This is a genomic window from Cupriavidus sp. CuC1 (assembly GCF_044627735.1).
GTDB lineage: Bacteria > Pseudomonadota > Gammaproteobacteria > Burkholderiales > Burkholderiaceae > Cupriavidus > Cupriavidus ulmosensis.
In genome coordinates this window covers 1-14,120 of sequence record NZ_JBIUHC010000041.1, presented here as the reverse complement: position 1 = coordinate 14,120, position 14,120 = coordinate 1, and the positions used below count along the sequence as shown (strand labels likewise).

Below are 14,120 nucleotides of genomic sequence, written 5' to 3'. Positions count from 1 at the left end.
TGCGTGCCCCGCGCCCGGGTTCCGCACGACTCCCGCTCCGCCAGAATTACCCCAAAGACCACTTCGGCGAAATTTTTTTTCGATCCCGGCCAGCCCTTGCCCACTAAGGGCTGGCGCCGATTCACCCGGCTCTCGCTGCACACCCCGGGGAAACCAATTCCCCTGTCATTTGTCCTGAATTTATCCTCAATTTCAATCAATTGTTGGTGATCGTCTGACATCAAGTCAGGCCGTCGCGGGCAGACCCCGACACCGCGCCATGCGAAAACGATGCGTGGCGCGGTGCCGCGGCTTTGGCAGTCCCGACACCGCCGGTGACAGGAGAGTGGCTAAACATGTGTGGCATTGCCGGAGAACTACGTTTCGATCAGGTCATGGCCGACCTGCACGCCGTTGCCGATATGACCCGCGACCAGGCCAGGCGCGGCCCGAATGGAGAGGGCCTGTTCGGCCTGGGCGCCCGCGCGTTCGGCCATCGCCGGCTGCGCATCATGGATTTGTCGCAGCGCGCGCACCAGCCCTTCGTCGACAACGACCTGGGCCTGGGCGTCGTGTTCAACGGCGCCATCTACAATCACCATGAACTGCGCCAGGAACTCGCCGGCAAAGGCTATCGCTTTGCCTCCACGGGGGACACGGAAGTCGTCCTCAAGGCCTGGCATGCCTGGGGCCCGGCCGCGCTCGACCGCTTTGCCGGCAGGTTCGCCTTTGCCCTGTGGGAGCGCGATTCCGGCGTCACGCACCTGGTGCGTGACCGCCTCGGCATCAAGCCGCTTTACTACTCGCAGACCGCGCAGCGCCTGCGCTTTGCCTCCACGCTGCCGGCGCTGCTGGCCGGGGGCGATGTCGACACCACGCTCGATCCCGTCGCGCTGCATCACTACCTGAGCCTGCACGCCGTGGTGCCTGCGCCCCACGCCTGGTGGCGGCTTGATTTCGGCCCGAGCGCAGCGGACATCGTGCGGCCCTTCGAAGCCTGGCGCGATCTCACCCTCACGGCGCTGCGCGCCGCCGTGCGCCGCCGCACCGTGGCGGACGTGCCGCTGGGCGTGCTGTTGTCGGGCGGCGTGGGCTCCAGCCTGATCACCGGATTGCTCGCAGAAACGGGTACGCCCGACCTGCGCACCTATGCCATCGGCTTCGAAATCGTAGGCGGCGAGGCCGGCGACGAGTTCCACTACTCCGACCTGGTGGCCAACCACTTTGGCACCCACCACGAGAAGATGATGATCCCGGCAGCCGATTTGCTGAGCGCGCTGCCCGACGCCATCGACGCCATGAGCGAGCCGGCGGTGAGCCACGACTGCGTGGCCTTCTACCTGCTCTCGGCTGCGGTGGCGAAACACAGCTGTGTGGTGCAGAGCGGGCAGGGCGCCGACGAAGTCTTCGGCGGCTATCACTGACGCGACACCCGTGCGTACCAACCTCTTCACGAGCGTACCAACCTCTTCCTGGATTTTTTTCGAACCGAACCATGAACCCGTCCGCATGCAGACACTGAAGATCGACTCGCTTTACCTCAAGGCCACGTTGCTGGAGTTGCTCGCCATTCCCAGCCCCGCCGGACTGACCGGCGAGATCGTGCATTACACCGCGCGCGTGCTCGACAGCCTGGACATTCCGTACCAGCTCACCCGGCGCGGCACCATCCGCGCCACGCTGCGCGAACTCGATCAACTCGGTATACAGGTGGGCGATTTCGTCGCCTTCGATGCCAACCCCGAGCTCCTCGACAACGGCTTTATCGTCTCGCGCCATCTTGACAACAAGGCCGGAGTCGCCGCCGTCCTGGCCGCGCTCAAGGCCGTGCGCGAGAGCGGCGCGCCGGTGCCGATGGATTGTCACGCGGTGTTTACACTCACCGAAGAAGTTGGTTCGGGCGCGACCGCGGTGATCGAGGATGACGTCAGCGAAGTGGTCGGCATCGACATCGGGCCGGTCGCGCCGGGGCAGGGCGCGAGCGAGAACGGCGTGACCATTGCGCTGATGGACTCGGCCGGCCCCCACGATGACCACCTCACGCGCCGCTTGCTGCGCCTGTGCGACGAGCACGGTATTCCGAGCCATCGGGACGTGTTCCGCTTCTACCATTCAGACGCGGGCGCGGCGGTGAGTGCCGGGCACGATGTGCGTACCGCGTTGCTTTGCTTCGGCACCGACGCCTCGCATGGCTACGAGCGCACCCGCTTGTCCGTGCTGGTGCACCTTGCGGAATTGCTCACCGTCTATATTCAGAGCGGACCTACCTTGCCGGAGGACCGCCAGCGCCGCATGGGCTCGGTGGCCGGCTTCTCGCACCAGCTCGATCCGGGCCAACTGGCGCGCAGCGAAACACCGCTGCCGGATGCCGGGGAACTGGTGCACCGCCGCCGCGCCGACGCAACGTCCTGAGCCGCGCATGTCCAGCCTTTCCACACTCATCGCCGGAGCCAAATCCATGAACCTGAATTTCACCGAGCCCCACAAGCTCGAAGCAGCCTGGGCCTACCTGTTGCAACTGGTGGTGCAGCAAGGCCTGAACTGCATCGCCGCCGTGCTGATCCTGATCCTGGGCTGGTGGCTCTCCGGGCGCGGCCGCGCCGCGGTGCTGCGCGCGTTCGACCGCCCGAGCGTGGACGCCACCTTGCGCCCGATGCTGGCCAGCGTCACGCAGTGGATCGTGCGCGTGATCACGGTGGTGCTGGTGCTGTCGCAATTCGGCGTGCAGACCGCCAGCATCATCGCCATGCTCGGCGCGGCCGGCCTGGCCATCGGCCTGGCGTTGCAAGGCACGCTGCAGAACATTGCCGCGGGCATCATGCTGGTGCTGCTGCGGCCGTTTCGCGTGGGCCAGTACATCGATGCGCAGGGCGTGGCCGGCACCGTTCGAGAGACCGGCTTGTTCATGACCGAGCTAACCACCTTCGACGGGGTTTGCCTGCGCGTGCCCAACGGCAAGATCTGGGGCAGTGCCATCACCAACTACAGCGAGAACCCCACCCGCCGGCTCGACATCGAAGTCACGGTCACCTTCGGCGCCGACATCCAGGCCGCGCTCGACGCGTTGCGCGCCATGCTCGCCGCCGAGGACCGCGTCCTGGCGGACCCGGCCTCCGAGGTCATGGTGGTCAACTATGCCGCGCAGGGCGTTACGCTCAACGTGCGCTGCTGGCTTGCCGCCGGGGATTACTGGAACGTGCGCTTCGCCTTCTACCACCGCATCAAGCAGGTGCTCGAAGCCGCCGGCTGCGCCATCGCCGTGCCGGTGCGGGAATGGCGCGTGCCCGAGGACGCGCAAGCGGCTGCGCCCGTTGTGCCCAATCCCGCGCATCGCTTGAGCTGACGAACCAACCTCTTCGCTACCGCCGCCGCGCTGCGCAAGCACCCCGGCGGCGATCCTGTCTCTGGCGCGCCCTTGCGCCGCCGTTGGCCTCTTCCATCTTTCTATTCCTTTCGCCCCTTTGGGTTTTTCACCGGTATCCGCGTCCCGCTGCGCCACGCTGCGGAACACGGCATGTCTTCAATCTCTGGAACTGGATTTGCTGTCTGCACACAAGCTCGAACTGAACCCCATCGCCCGGAAGCCGCGTACCTTGCGCACAGTCCCTCCCGCCAATAAAGGCATCCCCGCTTGCGCGCCACGCGCAACGCTCGCGCGGTGCCTGCCTGCGCTGGCCTGCGCCGCTGTGCTCGCCCCCGCCGCGCCGTTGGTGCACGCGCAGGGCAGCCTCACGCTCTATGGGTTTGCCGACGTCGGCATCTTTCGTCCCGCGCCCGGCCAGCCAATTCAGCTCGGCACCATGCAGCGCAGCTTTATCGGATTGCGCGGCAGCGAAGCCCTGGCGCCCGGCTGGGCCGCTACCCTGAACCTGCAAACGCGCTTCGACCTGGGCGACGGCCGGCTTGAAGCCAGCGGCGCCACGCCGCATTTCCAGGGCGAATCCACCGTTGGCATCCAGTCGCCTTATGGCGATCTGCGCTTTGGCCGCGCGCTGACGCCGATGTGGCAATACGACTGGCAGTACGACAGCTGGGACAACTTCAACCGCGTGAGCTCCGTGGCGTGGTTCGTGTACCACCCGTCGTATCGCACCGATCCGTATCACAACGGACCCGCGGGCGAATACTCGCGCCTGAACAACGGCGTGTTCTACGACTCGCCGAAATGGGGCGGGATGCACGTGCACGTATCCGCAGGCGTGGAGAAGAACGAAACGCCGGACGCCGCCGGCAACCGGGACCGCACGCGGCCCCTGGCGGCCTCGCTCAACTACGATGCCGGGCCCTGGTCGGCCATGCTGACGGCGGAGCGCAATGCGGCGTACGACAGCACGTGGTTCGCCGGACTGGCCTATGCGTTCACCAAGGTGCGGCTGATGGCCTCATACAGCCAGACCCATCTGAGCGCCGCGAGCCAGGCCTTCCTTGGCGACGCCAGCGCCAAGCGCAGCGCCGCCACGCTTGGCGTCAACTGGCGCGTGGGCGCCTATACGCTGAAGCTCTCGGGCGCGCGCGATTTCCAGGGCTACGGCACGGCGGGCGTGACCGGCTACGTCACCAGCGGGCTGGACTATGCGCTATCGAAACGCACCACGCTGCATGGCGCGGTGTCCTATCGCCACAGCCGGTACGCCAGCGGCGGCACCGGGTTCGGTGCCGGCATCAGCCATAGTTTCTGAGCCGCGCTTCAGCCCTCCTCCGCGAACAGCGAGCAGGCCCCGGCCTCCGCCGTGCTGACGTGGCGCCGGAAATTGGCAAACAGGTCGCGCCCCACGCCGTGCCGGTTGGCGCTGAGATCGGGCGGCGTCACCGAGCGCGCGGCCCACTGCGCTTGCGGCACCAGCACCGCGAGCACGCCCGCATGCGCGTCCACGCGCATCGGGTCGCCATCGCGCACGCGGGCGATCCCGCCGCCGCTCAACGCCTCGGGGCACACATGGATGGCGGCCGGCACCTTGCCCGACGCGCCGGACATGCGCCCGTCAGTCACCAGCGCCACGTGGAAGCCGCGGTCCTGCAGCACGGTCAGCGTGGGCGTGAGCTTGTGCAGCTCCGGCATGCCGCAGGCGGCCGGACCTTGCCATGGCAGCACCGCGATAAAGTCCCGCTCCAGTTCCCCGCGCTTGAAGGCTTCGATCAGCGCATCCTGCGAGTGGAATACCATCGCCGGGGCCTCCACGATGTGGTGCTCGGGCTTGACCGCCGAGATCTTCAGCACGGCACGGCCGATATTGCCGTCGAGCAGCTTGATGCCGCCTTCCGGCGCGAAGGGCTGGCCGGCGGCGCGCACGATGCTGTCGTCCAGCGGCGCTTCGGGCCCGTCGATCCAGGTGAGCTTGCCATCGCGCAGCACCGGCTCGCGCGTGTAATCGGCCAGGCCCTTGCCCACCACGGTGGTGACGTCGTCGTGCAGCAGGCCAAGCTGCAGCAGGCCGCGAATCACCAGCCCCAGCCCGCCGGCCGCCTGGAACTGGTTCACATCCGCGCTGCCGTTCGGATACACGCGCGCCAGCAGCGGCACCACTTCCGAGAGTTCGGCAAAATCGTCCCAGCCCAGCACGATGCCCGCGGTGCGCGCCATCGCCACCAGGTGCAACGTATGGTTGGTGGAGCCGCCGGTGGCCAGCAGGCCGACGATGCCGTTGACGAAGGCGTGCTCGTCGAGCACGTCCGCCACCGGCGTATAGCGATCGCCGCCATGCACCAGGCGTAGCGCCTGGCGCGCGGATTCGCGCGTGAGTGCTTCGCGCAGCGGCGTGTTGGGATTGACGAAGGCGGTGCCGGGCAGGTGCAGGCCCATGATCTCCATCAGCATCTGGTTGGAGTTGGCGGTGCCGTAGAAGGTGCAGGTGCCGGGGCCGTGGTAGGACTTGCTCTCCGCCTCCAGCAACTCCGCGCGGCTAAGCTTGCCCTCGGCATAGCGCTGGCGCACGCGGGCCTTTTCCTCGTTTCCCATGCCGGTGGTCATCGGCCCGCCGGGCACGAAGATGGCCGGCAGGTGGCCGAACGACAGCGCGCCCATCACCAGCCCCGGCACGATCTTGTCGCACACGCCGAGGTACAGCGCGCCGTCGAACATCTGGTGCGACAGCGCCACCGCGGTGGCCAGCGCGATCACGTCGCGCGAGAACAGCGAGAGATCCATGCCGTCCTGGCCCTGCGTCACGCCATCGCACATGGCCGGCGTGCCGCCGGCGAACTGCGCGGTGCCGCCGGCTTCCAGAGCGGCCTCCTTGAGCCATTGGGGATACTCGGCCAGGGGCTGGTGCGCCGACAGCATGTCGTTGTACGAGGAGACGATGGCGAGGTTGGGGCGCTCCTGCGCCTTCAGGCGGATCTTGGCCTGCTCGGGCATGGCCGCCACGGCGTGCGCCAGGTTGGTACATGAGAGCTGCGCGCGTTCCACCTTCTGGCCCGCCATGGCGCGGGTGCGATCCATGTAGGACTGGCGGGTGGCGGTGCTGCGCGCTTTGATGCGGGCGGTGACCCGTTCCAGGACTGGGTGGCTTGGCATGGGGATCTCCTGCGTGGGATGCTCTTTTCAGCCTAGTGCACTTTGCGGCGAGGTGCACGGTTGGTGCAAGTATGGCGTGCTGCACGTTCTGTCTACAAGTGCTAGACTGCGCTCCATTCTCTGGAGTTCAAACGACATGAAGCAAGCAGCGCAACGCCTCGCCATCGCAGCGTTTGCCGCGGCACCTTACGGTGAACGCGTGCTGCTGGCCATTCACGTCTAGTCTTCCGAGCGTCCCGCCCGGAGGGCTGCAAGGCCGGTTCCGGGAACGACGAGATCAGAACATCGCCAACCCCGGACGGCCCGCAGGCCCTCCGGGGTTTTGTTTTTTTTGATTCGCCACCATCTGACACGCCATGCGTACTTACGACAAGTTGATTGCCACGATTCAAACCGGCCAAGGGAACGGGAGCTTGCGCTCGTCCCTTGGTGCGGTAACGGCGTCGTCTGGCGTAGTCACCGAGACCATTGCGTGCCGCATGCGGCATGCCGGCGCCGCCTCGCAAGCGATCCCATAGCCTCCTGGCTGCACATGCAGTCCGGGAGGCCTCGCAGATCAACACCCTGGCAGGCACGCACCCGCCAGGGTGTTTGCATTCAGGCAGCCCATCATGGAAAGCAGAAAAGAAAGCAGGAAGGAAAGCAGGAAACTCAGGAACATCGGCATCATCGCCCACGTCGACGCGGGCAAGACCACCACCTCGGAACGCATCCTGTTCTACACCGGCGCCAGCCACCGGCTGGGCGAGGTGCATGACGGCGCCGCCACCATGGATTTCGATCCGCAGGAGCAGGCGCGCGGCATCACCATCAACAGCGCGGCCACCACCGTGTTCTGGCGCGGCCACCAGGTCAACCTGATCGATACCCCGGGGCACATCGATTTCAATATCGAGGTGAACCGCTCGCTGCGCGTGCTCGACGGCGCCGTGGTGGTGTTCGACGGCGTGGCCGGCGTGGAGCCGCAGACGGAGACCAACTGGCGCCTGGCGGACCACTACCGCGTGCCGCGCCTCGCCTTCATCAACAAGCTGGATCGCACCGGCGCGGACTTCCTGCGCGTGGTCGGCATGATCGAGGAGCGCCTCGGCGTGGTGCCGCTGGTGCTGCAATTGCCGATCGGCAGCGAAGGCGATTTCACCGGCATAGTCGATCTCGTGACCATGCAGGCCCTGCTATGGCAAGGCGGCTCGGGCGGTACAGGCTACGTGACCGATGCCGTGCCGCAGGCGCTGGCGGAACAGGCCGCGGCGTGGCGCCAGCGCTTGCTGGAAACGCTGGCCGAGCAGGACGATGCCTTGCTGGAAGACTATCTGGCGGGCCGCGAGCCGGCCGAGGAGGCACTGCGCGCAGCCATCCGGCGCGCGACCATCAGCGGTGCCGTGGTGCCCGTGCTGGCGGGCTCCGCCTTCAAGAACAAGGGCGTGGAGCCCTTGCTCGATGCGGTGACAGCCTACCTGCCGGCACCTGGCGAGGTGGACCGTCATGAAGTGAGCGCGGACGCTGGCCAGCCGCTGGTGGCGCTCGCCTTCAAGGTCGTGCACGACGCGCACGGCACGCTGACGTTCGTGCGCGTGTATCGCGGGCGGCTCGCTGCCGGCGACACCGTGCTCAACGCTGGCAGTGGCAAGCGCGAACGCGTGGCAAGGCTGTACGAGATGCACGCGGACCGCAAGCAGGAGCTGGAGGTTGCCGTGGCGGGCGATATCGTGGCGATCGCGGGACTCAAGGCCACCATCACCGGCGATACGTTGACCGATCCGGCGCATCCCATGGTGCTGGAGTCCATCGACACGCCCGAGCCGGTGATCGACGTCGCCATCGAGCCGAAGAGCCAGTCCGACCAGGCCGGCCTGTCGCGTGGCTTGCAAGTGCTGGTGCAGGAAGATCCGAGCCTGCGCCTGCGCCAGGATCCGGAGAGCGGGCAGACGCTGCTGTCCGGCATGGGTGAGCTGCAGCTGGAGGTCACGCGGGAGAAGCTGCGTACGCGCTTTCATGTGGAAGTCACCGTGGGGCGTCCACAGGTGGCGTATCGCGAGACGCTGACCCGTGCCGCTGATGCACGCTACCTGCATCGCAAGCAGAGCGGCGGCCCGGGGCAGTACGCGGAGGTGGTGCTGCGCGTCGAGCCGCTGGCGCGTGGCGAGGGCGTTCGGTTCGAGAGCCGCATCAGCGGTGGCGCGGTGCCGCGCGAGTTCGTCCCGGCGGTGGAAGCCGGCATCCGGCGCGCGGCCGCGCAGGGCGTGCTCGCGGGGTACCCGGTGGTGGATTTCCAGGCGACCTTGCTGGACGGCAGTTATCACGAGCGCGACTCCTCGGCCCTGGCCTTCGAGACCGCGGCAGCGTCCGCCTTCCGTGAAGCCGCGCGGCAGGCTGCGCCCGTGGTGCTGGAGCCAGTGATGAGCGTGGAAGTGGTGACGTCCGCCGATCATGTGGGCGACGTCATCGGCGATATCCACCGGCGCCGGGGCATGGTGCGCGGGCAATCGCAACGCGGTGGCGGCAACACCACGGTGGTCCAGGCGCATGTGCCGCTGGCCAGCCTGTTTGGCTATATCGGCAGCTTGCGCGCGCTGACCTCGGGCCGTGCCAGCTTTGCCATGCAGTTCGATCACTATGCCGCGGCACCTGCCGCGGCGGTGGTGGAGATGGCTGGCTGAGATTGACGGCAGCTGCAATCGGGCGGGCACCGCGTGGGTGCCCGCTTTTTTTAGCGCGGCGCGCGGCGAAACCGCTCGCGATACTGCATCGGCGTCACGCCGAGGCGCTTCGCGAAGACGATGCGCATGCGCTCCGCCGTGCCAAACCCGCAGTCCCACGCCACCGCCTTGAGCGCGGCGCCGCTGCTCTCCAGCAACTGGCGCGCCGCGTCCACACGCGCGCGCTCGATGAATTCATGCGGCGTGACACCGGTCTCCTGCACGAACACGCGGGCAAAGTTGCGCGCGCTCATGCCGGCCACCTCGGCGAGCTGCCGCACGGCATACCGCTCGCGGATGTGCGCCATCACGTGCGCCTGCACCTTGGCCACCGGCGAGGCGTCATCCGCCGGCGCGCTCAGGTAGGGGCTGAACTGCGACTGGCCGCCCTGGCGTTGCGCGAACACTACCAGCCGCTTGGCGACCGCGAGCGCAACGCGCGGGCCGTGGTCCTGCGCCACCAGGGCCAGCGACAGGTCGATGCCAGCGGTCACGCCGGCCGACGTGACGAGGCGGTCGTCGCGCAGGTAGATCCGGTCGAAATCGACATGGGCCTTGGGGAACTGCTCGGCGAGTTGCTGCGCGTGCTGCCAGTGCGTGGTGACATGGCGTCCGTCCAACAGGCCGGCATGGCCCAGCGCGAATGCGCCCGTGCAGATCGAGCCGTAACGGTCGCAATGCGCGGCGACGGCCGCGAGCCAGTGCGCCAGGCGCGGGTCCGGCGCCGCTTCGGCCAGCGCGGGGCCGCCTGCCACCAAGGCCAGGCTGAAGCGAGGCGCAGCACGCTCAAACGTTTCATCCACCACGAGCTTCATGCCGTTGGATGCCCGCAGGGTGCCCGCCGCGGCGCCAAGCAAGGCAACTTCGTAGTGGTCCTGCGGTGCCAGGAAACGGTTGGCTTCCGCGAAGACATCGACGGGGCCGGCGACATCGAGCGCCTGCACGCCGGGAAAGATCGCGATCGCGACGGTTTGCATCGATGGGCCTTATTGAGAAACGTGGTGCATTTGACTCCTGACTCCCTGTCTGTGGGTCATGGCAGAAGACGCTGCATGGTTGGCAGTGTTGGACGGTCCGTCTTCGTTGTCCGCGCAATGGGATTGGCCAATACTGGGTTCCATCGAAACAGCATGGCAACGCATACCCAGGAGCCCACATGACAACCACGATTGCAGGCATCAAGATACCCGATAGCGCGATGGCGCGCGCCGCCACCGAACTGGTGCGCGATACCGAGCCCGACCTGCTGTACCACCACTCGCGCCGCGTGTTCCTGTTCGGCGCGCTGGCCGGGCAGCGCAAGGGCCTGATCTATGACCCGGAACTGCTGTATGTCGGCGCCATGTTCCATGACATGGGGCTGGTCGATGCCTACAGCAGCAAGACGAACCGCTTCGAGGTCGACGGCGCCAATGCGGCGCGCGACTTCCTCCTGCAGCATGGCGCGAACGACTACGATATCGAGCAGGTGTGGGCGTCGATCGCGCTGCACACCACGCCGGGCGTGCCCGAGCATATGAAGCCGGTGGTGGCGCTGGTGACGGCCGGTGTGGAGATGGATGTGCTGGGCCTCGCCTACGACGAGTTCAGCGAGGCGCAACGCATCCAAGTGGTGGCGGCGCATCCGCGCGAGACCACGTTCAAGAACGACATCATCGATGCGTTCGCCCACGGCACGATCCACAAGCCGGAGACCACCTTTGGCAACGTCAAGGCCGATGTGCTGGCGCTGCGCGACCCCACCTACCAGCGCCTGAACTTCTGCCAGATCATTCTGGGGTCGGCGTGGGACGACAGCCGCGGGGGGCACGGCCATCAAGCCGGCTGCGGTTGCCACGGCGCGGCCGGCGGCAAGGACAGCTGAGCGATGCAACGCGTGCGGGACGGCTTTGTCGCGCGCGCGTGCAGATAGGGTCAGACGTCGACGATCACCAGCGTGCCGTGGCTGCCCGGTAGCGCGGCGGCAAGGGCATCAAACTGAATCAGCGGCACTGGCGTTGCTCCGGGCTGGTCTAGACGCGCTTCGGGATATCCAGGCCCTTGGCCACCGCGGGACGCGCCAGGAAGGCCTCGAGCGCGCGTGTGACATGGGGGAAGTCCTGGATGCCGACCAGCTCTCCGGCCTCGTAGAACCCGATCAGGTTGCGCACCCAGGGGAAGGTCGCGACGTCGGCGATGGTGTAGGTGTCGCCCATGATCCAGGCGCGGTCCGCGAGGCGGCCGTTCAGCACCGCCAGCAGGCGCTTGGCTTCGGCGACATAGCGGTCGCGCGGGCGCTTGTCCTCGTATTCCTTGCCGGCGAATTTGTTGAAGAATCCAAGTTGCCCGAACATCGGCCCGATGCCGCCCATCTGGAACATCAGCCACTGGATGGTCTCGTAGCGGCCGGCGGGATCTTGCGGGATGAGCTTGCCGCTCTTGTCGGCGAGGTAGAGCAGGATCGCGCCGGACTCGAACAGGGCCAGCGGCTGGTCGCCGGGGCCGCTCGGATCGAGGATGGCGGGAATCTTGTTGTTGGGGCTGATCGACAGGAATTCCGGCGTGTACTGGTCATTGGCGTCGAAGCGCACCAGGTGCGGCTCGTACGGCAGGCCGGTCTCCTCGAGCATGATCGAGACCTTGACGCCATTTGGCGTGGGCAGCGAATAGAGCTGGATCCGGTCCGGGCGCAAGGCGGGCCATTTGTTGGTAACGAGGAATGCGGAAAGATTGGTCATGGAAATCCGTAGGGATGGATGGGCTGGGGCAGTGCCTGGCCTTGCCGGCCGATGAGGATCGCCGCGCCGGTGTTCGCCGCGGCGCTTGCCTGGGCAAGCGCCGGGTCACTTCGGCTTGTCGTCGCCGTCGGGAGGGCTCACGCCGGCGGCAACAAGGCAATCGCGCAGGTGCTTGATCTCTTGCTTGGCGCAGACATTGCCATGGTGCGGGTGATGCAGGTAGAACTCGTACTCGTTGAGCACCACCCGGAAGCGGGCGCCCTGGATCGGCTCCACCTTCGCGCCGAGTTGCTGCAGCAGTGACTCCACCTCGCGCCAGTGGATGTTGTTGCTGAGCGGGTGGCTGAAGATCGACTGCAGGAGGCTGCGGGATTTGTGGCTCATGGCGCGGTCAGGCTTGTTCGGCGGCAATAGCCGTAGCATACAAGAGCGGGTGGGTTGGCGCTTGCTGCACCCGCGCAAGCCCTGCGCGCCCGCCGTGCCATCAGTCCTTGCCCATCGCCAGGTAGGCACGCGGTGTGGTGCCGGTGTAACGGCGGAACAAGGCAATGAAGCTGCTGACGCTGGCGTAGCCCAGGCCGAGCGCCACGGTAGTGACGCTTTCGCCAGCCACCAGCCGCTCCATGGCCGCCAGCATGCGCAACTGCTGGCGCCATTGCGCCAGGCTCCAGCCGGTGTCGGCCTGGAAGTGGCGGGTCAGCGTGCGGCGCGCCATGCCGATGCGCGCCGCCCAGCCGTCCAGGTCGGTGTTGTCGTCCGGGCTCGCCAGCAAGGCGGTGGCCATGCGCAGCAGGCGCGGCTCCTGCGGCATGGGCAGGAACAGCGTTTGCGCTGGCTGGCGGGTAAAGGCATCGGCAAAGACCGCCAGATAATGCTCGCGTATCGGCCCGGCCGGCGGCTCGCCTTGCGCCAGCGTGTCGAGCAGCGCGGCGAGCAGGGGCGACAGGCGGACCACTTTGAGCGTGGCCGGCATGGCGGCGCGGCTCCACGCCTCGTCGAAATACAGGCTCATCCCTGTCATCGAGCCATGGATGCGCGCCCCGTGCGATGCATACGGCGGCACCCAGCCGGTGCAGCCGGTCGGCATCAGCCAGCGCCCGCCACCGGCCTCGATGCTGACCACGCCGGATTTCACGGAAAACAGCTGGCCCTCGGCGTGCGCATGCGGCACCTGTTCCCGGGCGGCTTCATGCGTGATCGGGCGGACTTCTCGGAGCGACATCGGCTTGGCCCGTTTCGAATATATGTTGGCATTCTATCGTTAGCTGGCAATGCGGCAAGTGCCTAGACTGGCTGCTCCCACCGTGCATTGCATTACCTGAGAGGCATGCCCGGCTGGACCATTGCGCTGTGCCTGGTGGTGGATGGGTTGCCGGCGGCGCGCTCGATGCGTACTGGGAGTGCGGGCAGGATTACTACGATTGGTTGCCTGGCGTTTTGCTGGTGACCGCGCTGGATGGCAAGCCGTTCGCGTGGGGGTGCCAGGGGATGGTGGCCGCCGGGCCGGCCATGCATGGTGGGTTGAGTTCGGCGTTGGCGGGACAGGGCTGATTCAGCTGCCACTGCTTACCCGTTTGGCTACGCAGAAACGGGTACGCTTTGCCGAATCGGGGCGTGTTTGCCCCGCTGCCGATGCCTGCCTAGCCGCAATACTGTTCACTTCACAACCACTTTGGGGACGATCCGCTGATTCAGCGGCTCGGATCGCCGCCGGATTCGGAAATTCGACATCTTTCGTTTCACGCCGCGGGGATTGCGCTTGCCGCGGCTTTGCACCGCGCGGCCGCTGGCGAGTTCGCGCAGCAGACTTTGTTTCCAGCTTTGCCACTGCTCAGGGGGAAATAGCCGCCGCCTCGGGCAGGCGTCGGTTGAGCACACGCACGGCATGAACAAAGGATAAGTCTTCGGGTCGCTGCCCGCTGTCCTGTGCAGCTTCGTACATCAGTCGACGAATCGCCGCGTGCGTGAGCATTAGCGCATAGAACTCCTGACGTACCAGATCAGGCGTCTTGCTGCGCAGCACCTTCTTTCCATCGCACAGATGTGTCTTGATCTCGTCGAACATCTCCTCGATCTTCCAGCGCCGGTGGTACAGCGCCGCCATCTCGATGGCAGGTGCCACCGCCGGGTCCAGCAGATTGGTGATCAGGCGATACTGCGGCTCAGCGTCAGGCACGCCTTCCAGGCGATACTCGATGACCCGCACCCGCA

Annotated in this window: 13 protein-coding genes; 7 read left to right on the top strand and 6 right to left on the bottom strand. The window is 66.8% G+C overall.

Annotated elements, in window-relative coordinates:
* Positions 1 to 335: 335 nt before the first annotated feature.
* From asnB to ACGLHR_RS18935, 4 genes are all read left to right on the top strand, one after another.
* Positions 336 to 1,403, top strand: coding sequence for an asparagine synthase (glutamine-hydrolyzing) (asnB, locus tag ACGLHR_RS18950; RefSeq protein ID WP_400095837.1), 1,068 nt, complete (start codon positions 336 to 338; stop codon positions 1,401 to 1,403).
* A gap of 85 nt (positions 1,404 to 1,488) precedes the next feature.
* Positions 1,489 to 2,391, top strand: a complete 903-nt coding sequence (locus tag ACGLHR_RS18945) for a M20/M25/M40 family metallo-hydrolase (RefSeq protein ID WP_400095836.1) — start codon at positions 1,489 to 1,491, stop codon at positions 2,389 to 2,391.
* Between the two features lie 46 nt (positions 2,392 to 2,437).
* A complete protein-coding gene (locus ACGLHR_RS18940; RefSeq protein ID WP_400095835.1) occupies positions 2,438 to 3,322 on the top strand; it encodes a mechanosensitive ion channel family protein in 885 nt (294 codons plus the stop codon).
* A 196-nt stretch (positions 3,323 to 3,518) separates the two neighbouring features.
* The gene (locus tag ACGLHR_RS18935) at positions 3,519 to 4,658 is read left to right on the top strand and encodes a porin (RefSeq protein ID WP_400095834.1); all 1,140 of its coding nucleotides are present in this window, start codon (positions 3,519 to 3,521) and stop codon (positions 4,656 to 4,658) included.
* An 8-nt stretch (positions 4,659 to 4,666) separates the two neighbouring features.
* On the opposite strand, the gene edd is transcribed toward ACGLHR_RS18935, so the two are convergent.
* Entirely contained in the window at positions 4,667 to 6,493 is a 1,827-nt protein-coding gene (edd, locus tag ACGLHR_RS18930) for a phosphogluconate dehydratase (RefSeq protein ID WP_400095833.1), read from the bottom strand.
* Positions 6,494 to 7,104: 611 nt separating this feature from the next.
* On the opposite strand from edd, the gene fusA reads away from it, so the two are divergent.
* Entirely contained in the window at positions 7,105 to 9,153 is a 2,049-nt protein-coding gene (gene fusA, locus ACGLHR_RS18925) for an elongation factor G (RefSeq protein ID WP_400095832.1), read from the top strand.
* Between the two features lie 50 nt (positions 9,154 to 9,203).
* Here fusA and ACGLHR_RS18920 read toward each other — a convergent pair whose 3' ends face one another.
* Positions 9,204 to 10,169: a GlxA family transcriptional regulator gene (locus ACGLHR_RS18920; protein ID WP_400095831.1), complete on the bottom strand. Its 966-nt coding sequence runs from the start codon at positions 10,167 to 10,169 to the stop codon at positions 9,204 to 9,206.
* A 179-nt stretch (positions 10,170 to 10,348) separates the two neighbouring features.
* Here ACGLHR_RS18920 and ACGLHR_RS18915 point away from each other — a divergent pair, with 179 nt between their 5' ends.
* Entirely contained in the window at positions 10,349 to 11,056 is a 708-nt protein-coding gene (locus tag ACGLHR_RS18915) for an HD domain-containing protein (protein ID WP_400095830.1), read from the top strand.
* 148 nt (positions 11,057 to 11,204) lie between these two features.
* Here ACGLHR_RS18915 and ACGLHR_RS18910 read toward each other — a convergent pair whose 3' ends face one another.
* From ACGLHR_RS18910 to ACGLHR_RS18900, 3 genes are all read right to left on the bottom strand, one after another.
* A complete protein-coding gene (locus ACGLHR_RS18910; RefSeq protein ID WP_400095829.1) occupies positions 11,205 to 11,909 on the bottom strand; it encodes a glutathione S-transferase N-terminal domain-containing protein in 705 nt (234 codons plus the stop codon).
* Positions 11,910 to 12,014: 105 nt separating this feature from the next.
* Positions 12,015 to 12,293, bottom strand: a complete 279-nt coding sequence (locus ACGLHR_RS18905) for a type II toxin-antitoxin system HicA family toxin (RefSeq protein ID WP_174425730.1) — start codon at positions 12,291 to 12,293, stop codon at positions 12,015 to 12,017.
* A 100-nt stretch (positions 12,294 to 12,393) separates the two neighbouring features.
* Complete coding sequence (locus tag ACGLHR_RS18900) at positions 12,394 to 13,131, bottom strand: helix-turn-helix domain-containing protein (protein WP_400095828.1); 738 nt, start codon at positions 13,129 to 13,131, stop codon at positions 12,394 to 12,396.
* Positions 13,132 to 13,259: 128 nt separating this feature from the next.
* Between ACGLHR_RS18900 and ACGLHR_RS18895 the strand changes: the two genes are divergently transcribed.
* Positions 13,260 to 13,460, top strand: coding sequence for a hypothetical protein (locus ACGLHR_RS18895; RefSeq protein ID WP_400095827.1), 201 nt, complete (start codon positions 13,260 to 13,262; stop codon positions 13,458 to 13,460).
* Between the two features lie 280 nt (positions 13,461 to 13,740).
* On the opposite strand, the gene ACGLHR_RS18890 is transcribed toward ACGLHR_RS18895, so the two are convergent.
* Positions 13,741 to 14,120 (bottom strand): transposase (locus tag ACGLHR_RS18890; protein ID WP_400095826.1); only part of this gene is annotated, 380 nt, incomplete at its 5' end.

Bases quoted from the DNA above. Each gene is read 5' to 3' on its own strand.
- asnB (WP_400095837.1), top strand. From the start codon at position 336: ATGTGTGGCATTGCCGGAGAACTACGTTTCGATCAGGTCATGGCCGAC.
- ACGLHR_RS18945 (WP_400095836.1), top strand. From the start codon at position 1,489: ATGCAGACACTGAAGATCGACTCGCTTTACCTCAAGGCCACGTTGCTG.
- ACGLHR_RS18940 (WP_400095835.1), top strand. From the start codon at position 2,438: ATGAACCTGAATTTCACCGAGCCCCACAAGCTCGAAGCAGCCTGGGCC.
- edd (WP_400095833.1), bottom strand. From the start codon at position 6,493: ATGCCAAGCCACCCAGTCCTGGAACGGGTCACCGCCCGCATCAAAGCG.
- fusA (WP_400095832.1), top strand. From the start codon at position 7,105: ATGGAAAGCAGAAAAGAAAGCAGGAAGGAAAGCAGGAAACTCAGGAAC.
- ACGLHR_RS18920 (WP_400095831.1), bottom strand. From the start codon at position 10,169: ATGCAAACCGTCGCGATCGCGATCTTTCCCGGCGTGCAGGCGCTCGAT.
- ACGLHR_RS18915 (WP_400095830.1), top strand. From the start codon at position 10,349: ATGACAACCACGATTGCAGGCATCAAGATACCCGATAGCGCGATGGCG.
- ACGLHR_RS18910 (WP_400095829.1), bottom strand. From the start codon at position 11,909: ATGACCAATCTTTCCGCATTCCTCGTTACCAACAAATGGCCCGCCTTG.
- ACGLHR_RS18905 (WP_174425730.1), bottom strand. From the start codon at position 12,293: ATGAGCCACAAATCCCGCAGCCTCCTGCAGTCGATCTTCAGCCACCCG.
- ACGLHR_RS18900 (WP_400095828.1), bottom strand. From the start codon at position 13,131: ATGTCGCTCCGAGAAGTCCGCCCGATCACGCATGAAGCCGCCCGGGAA.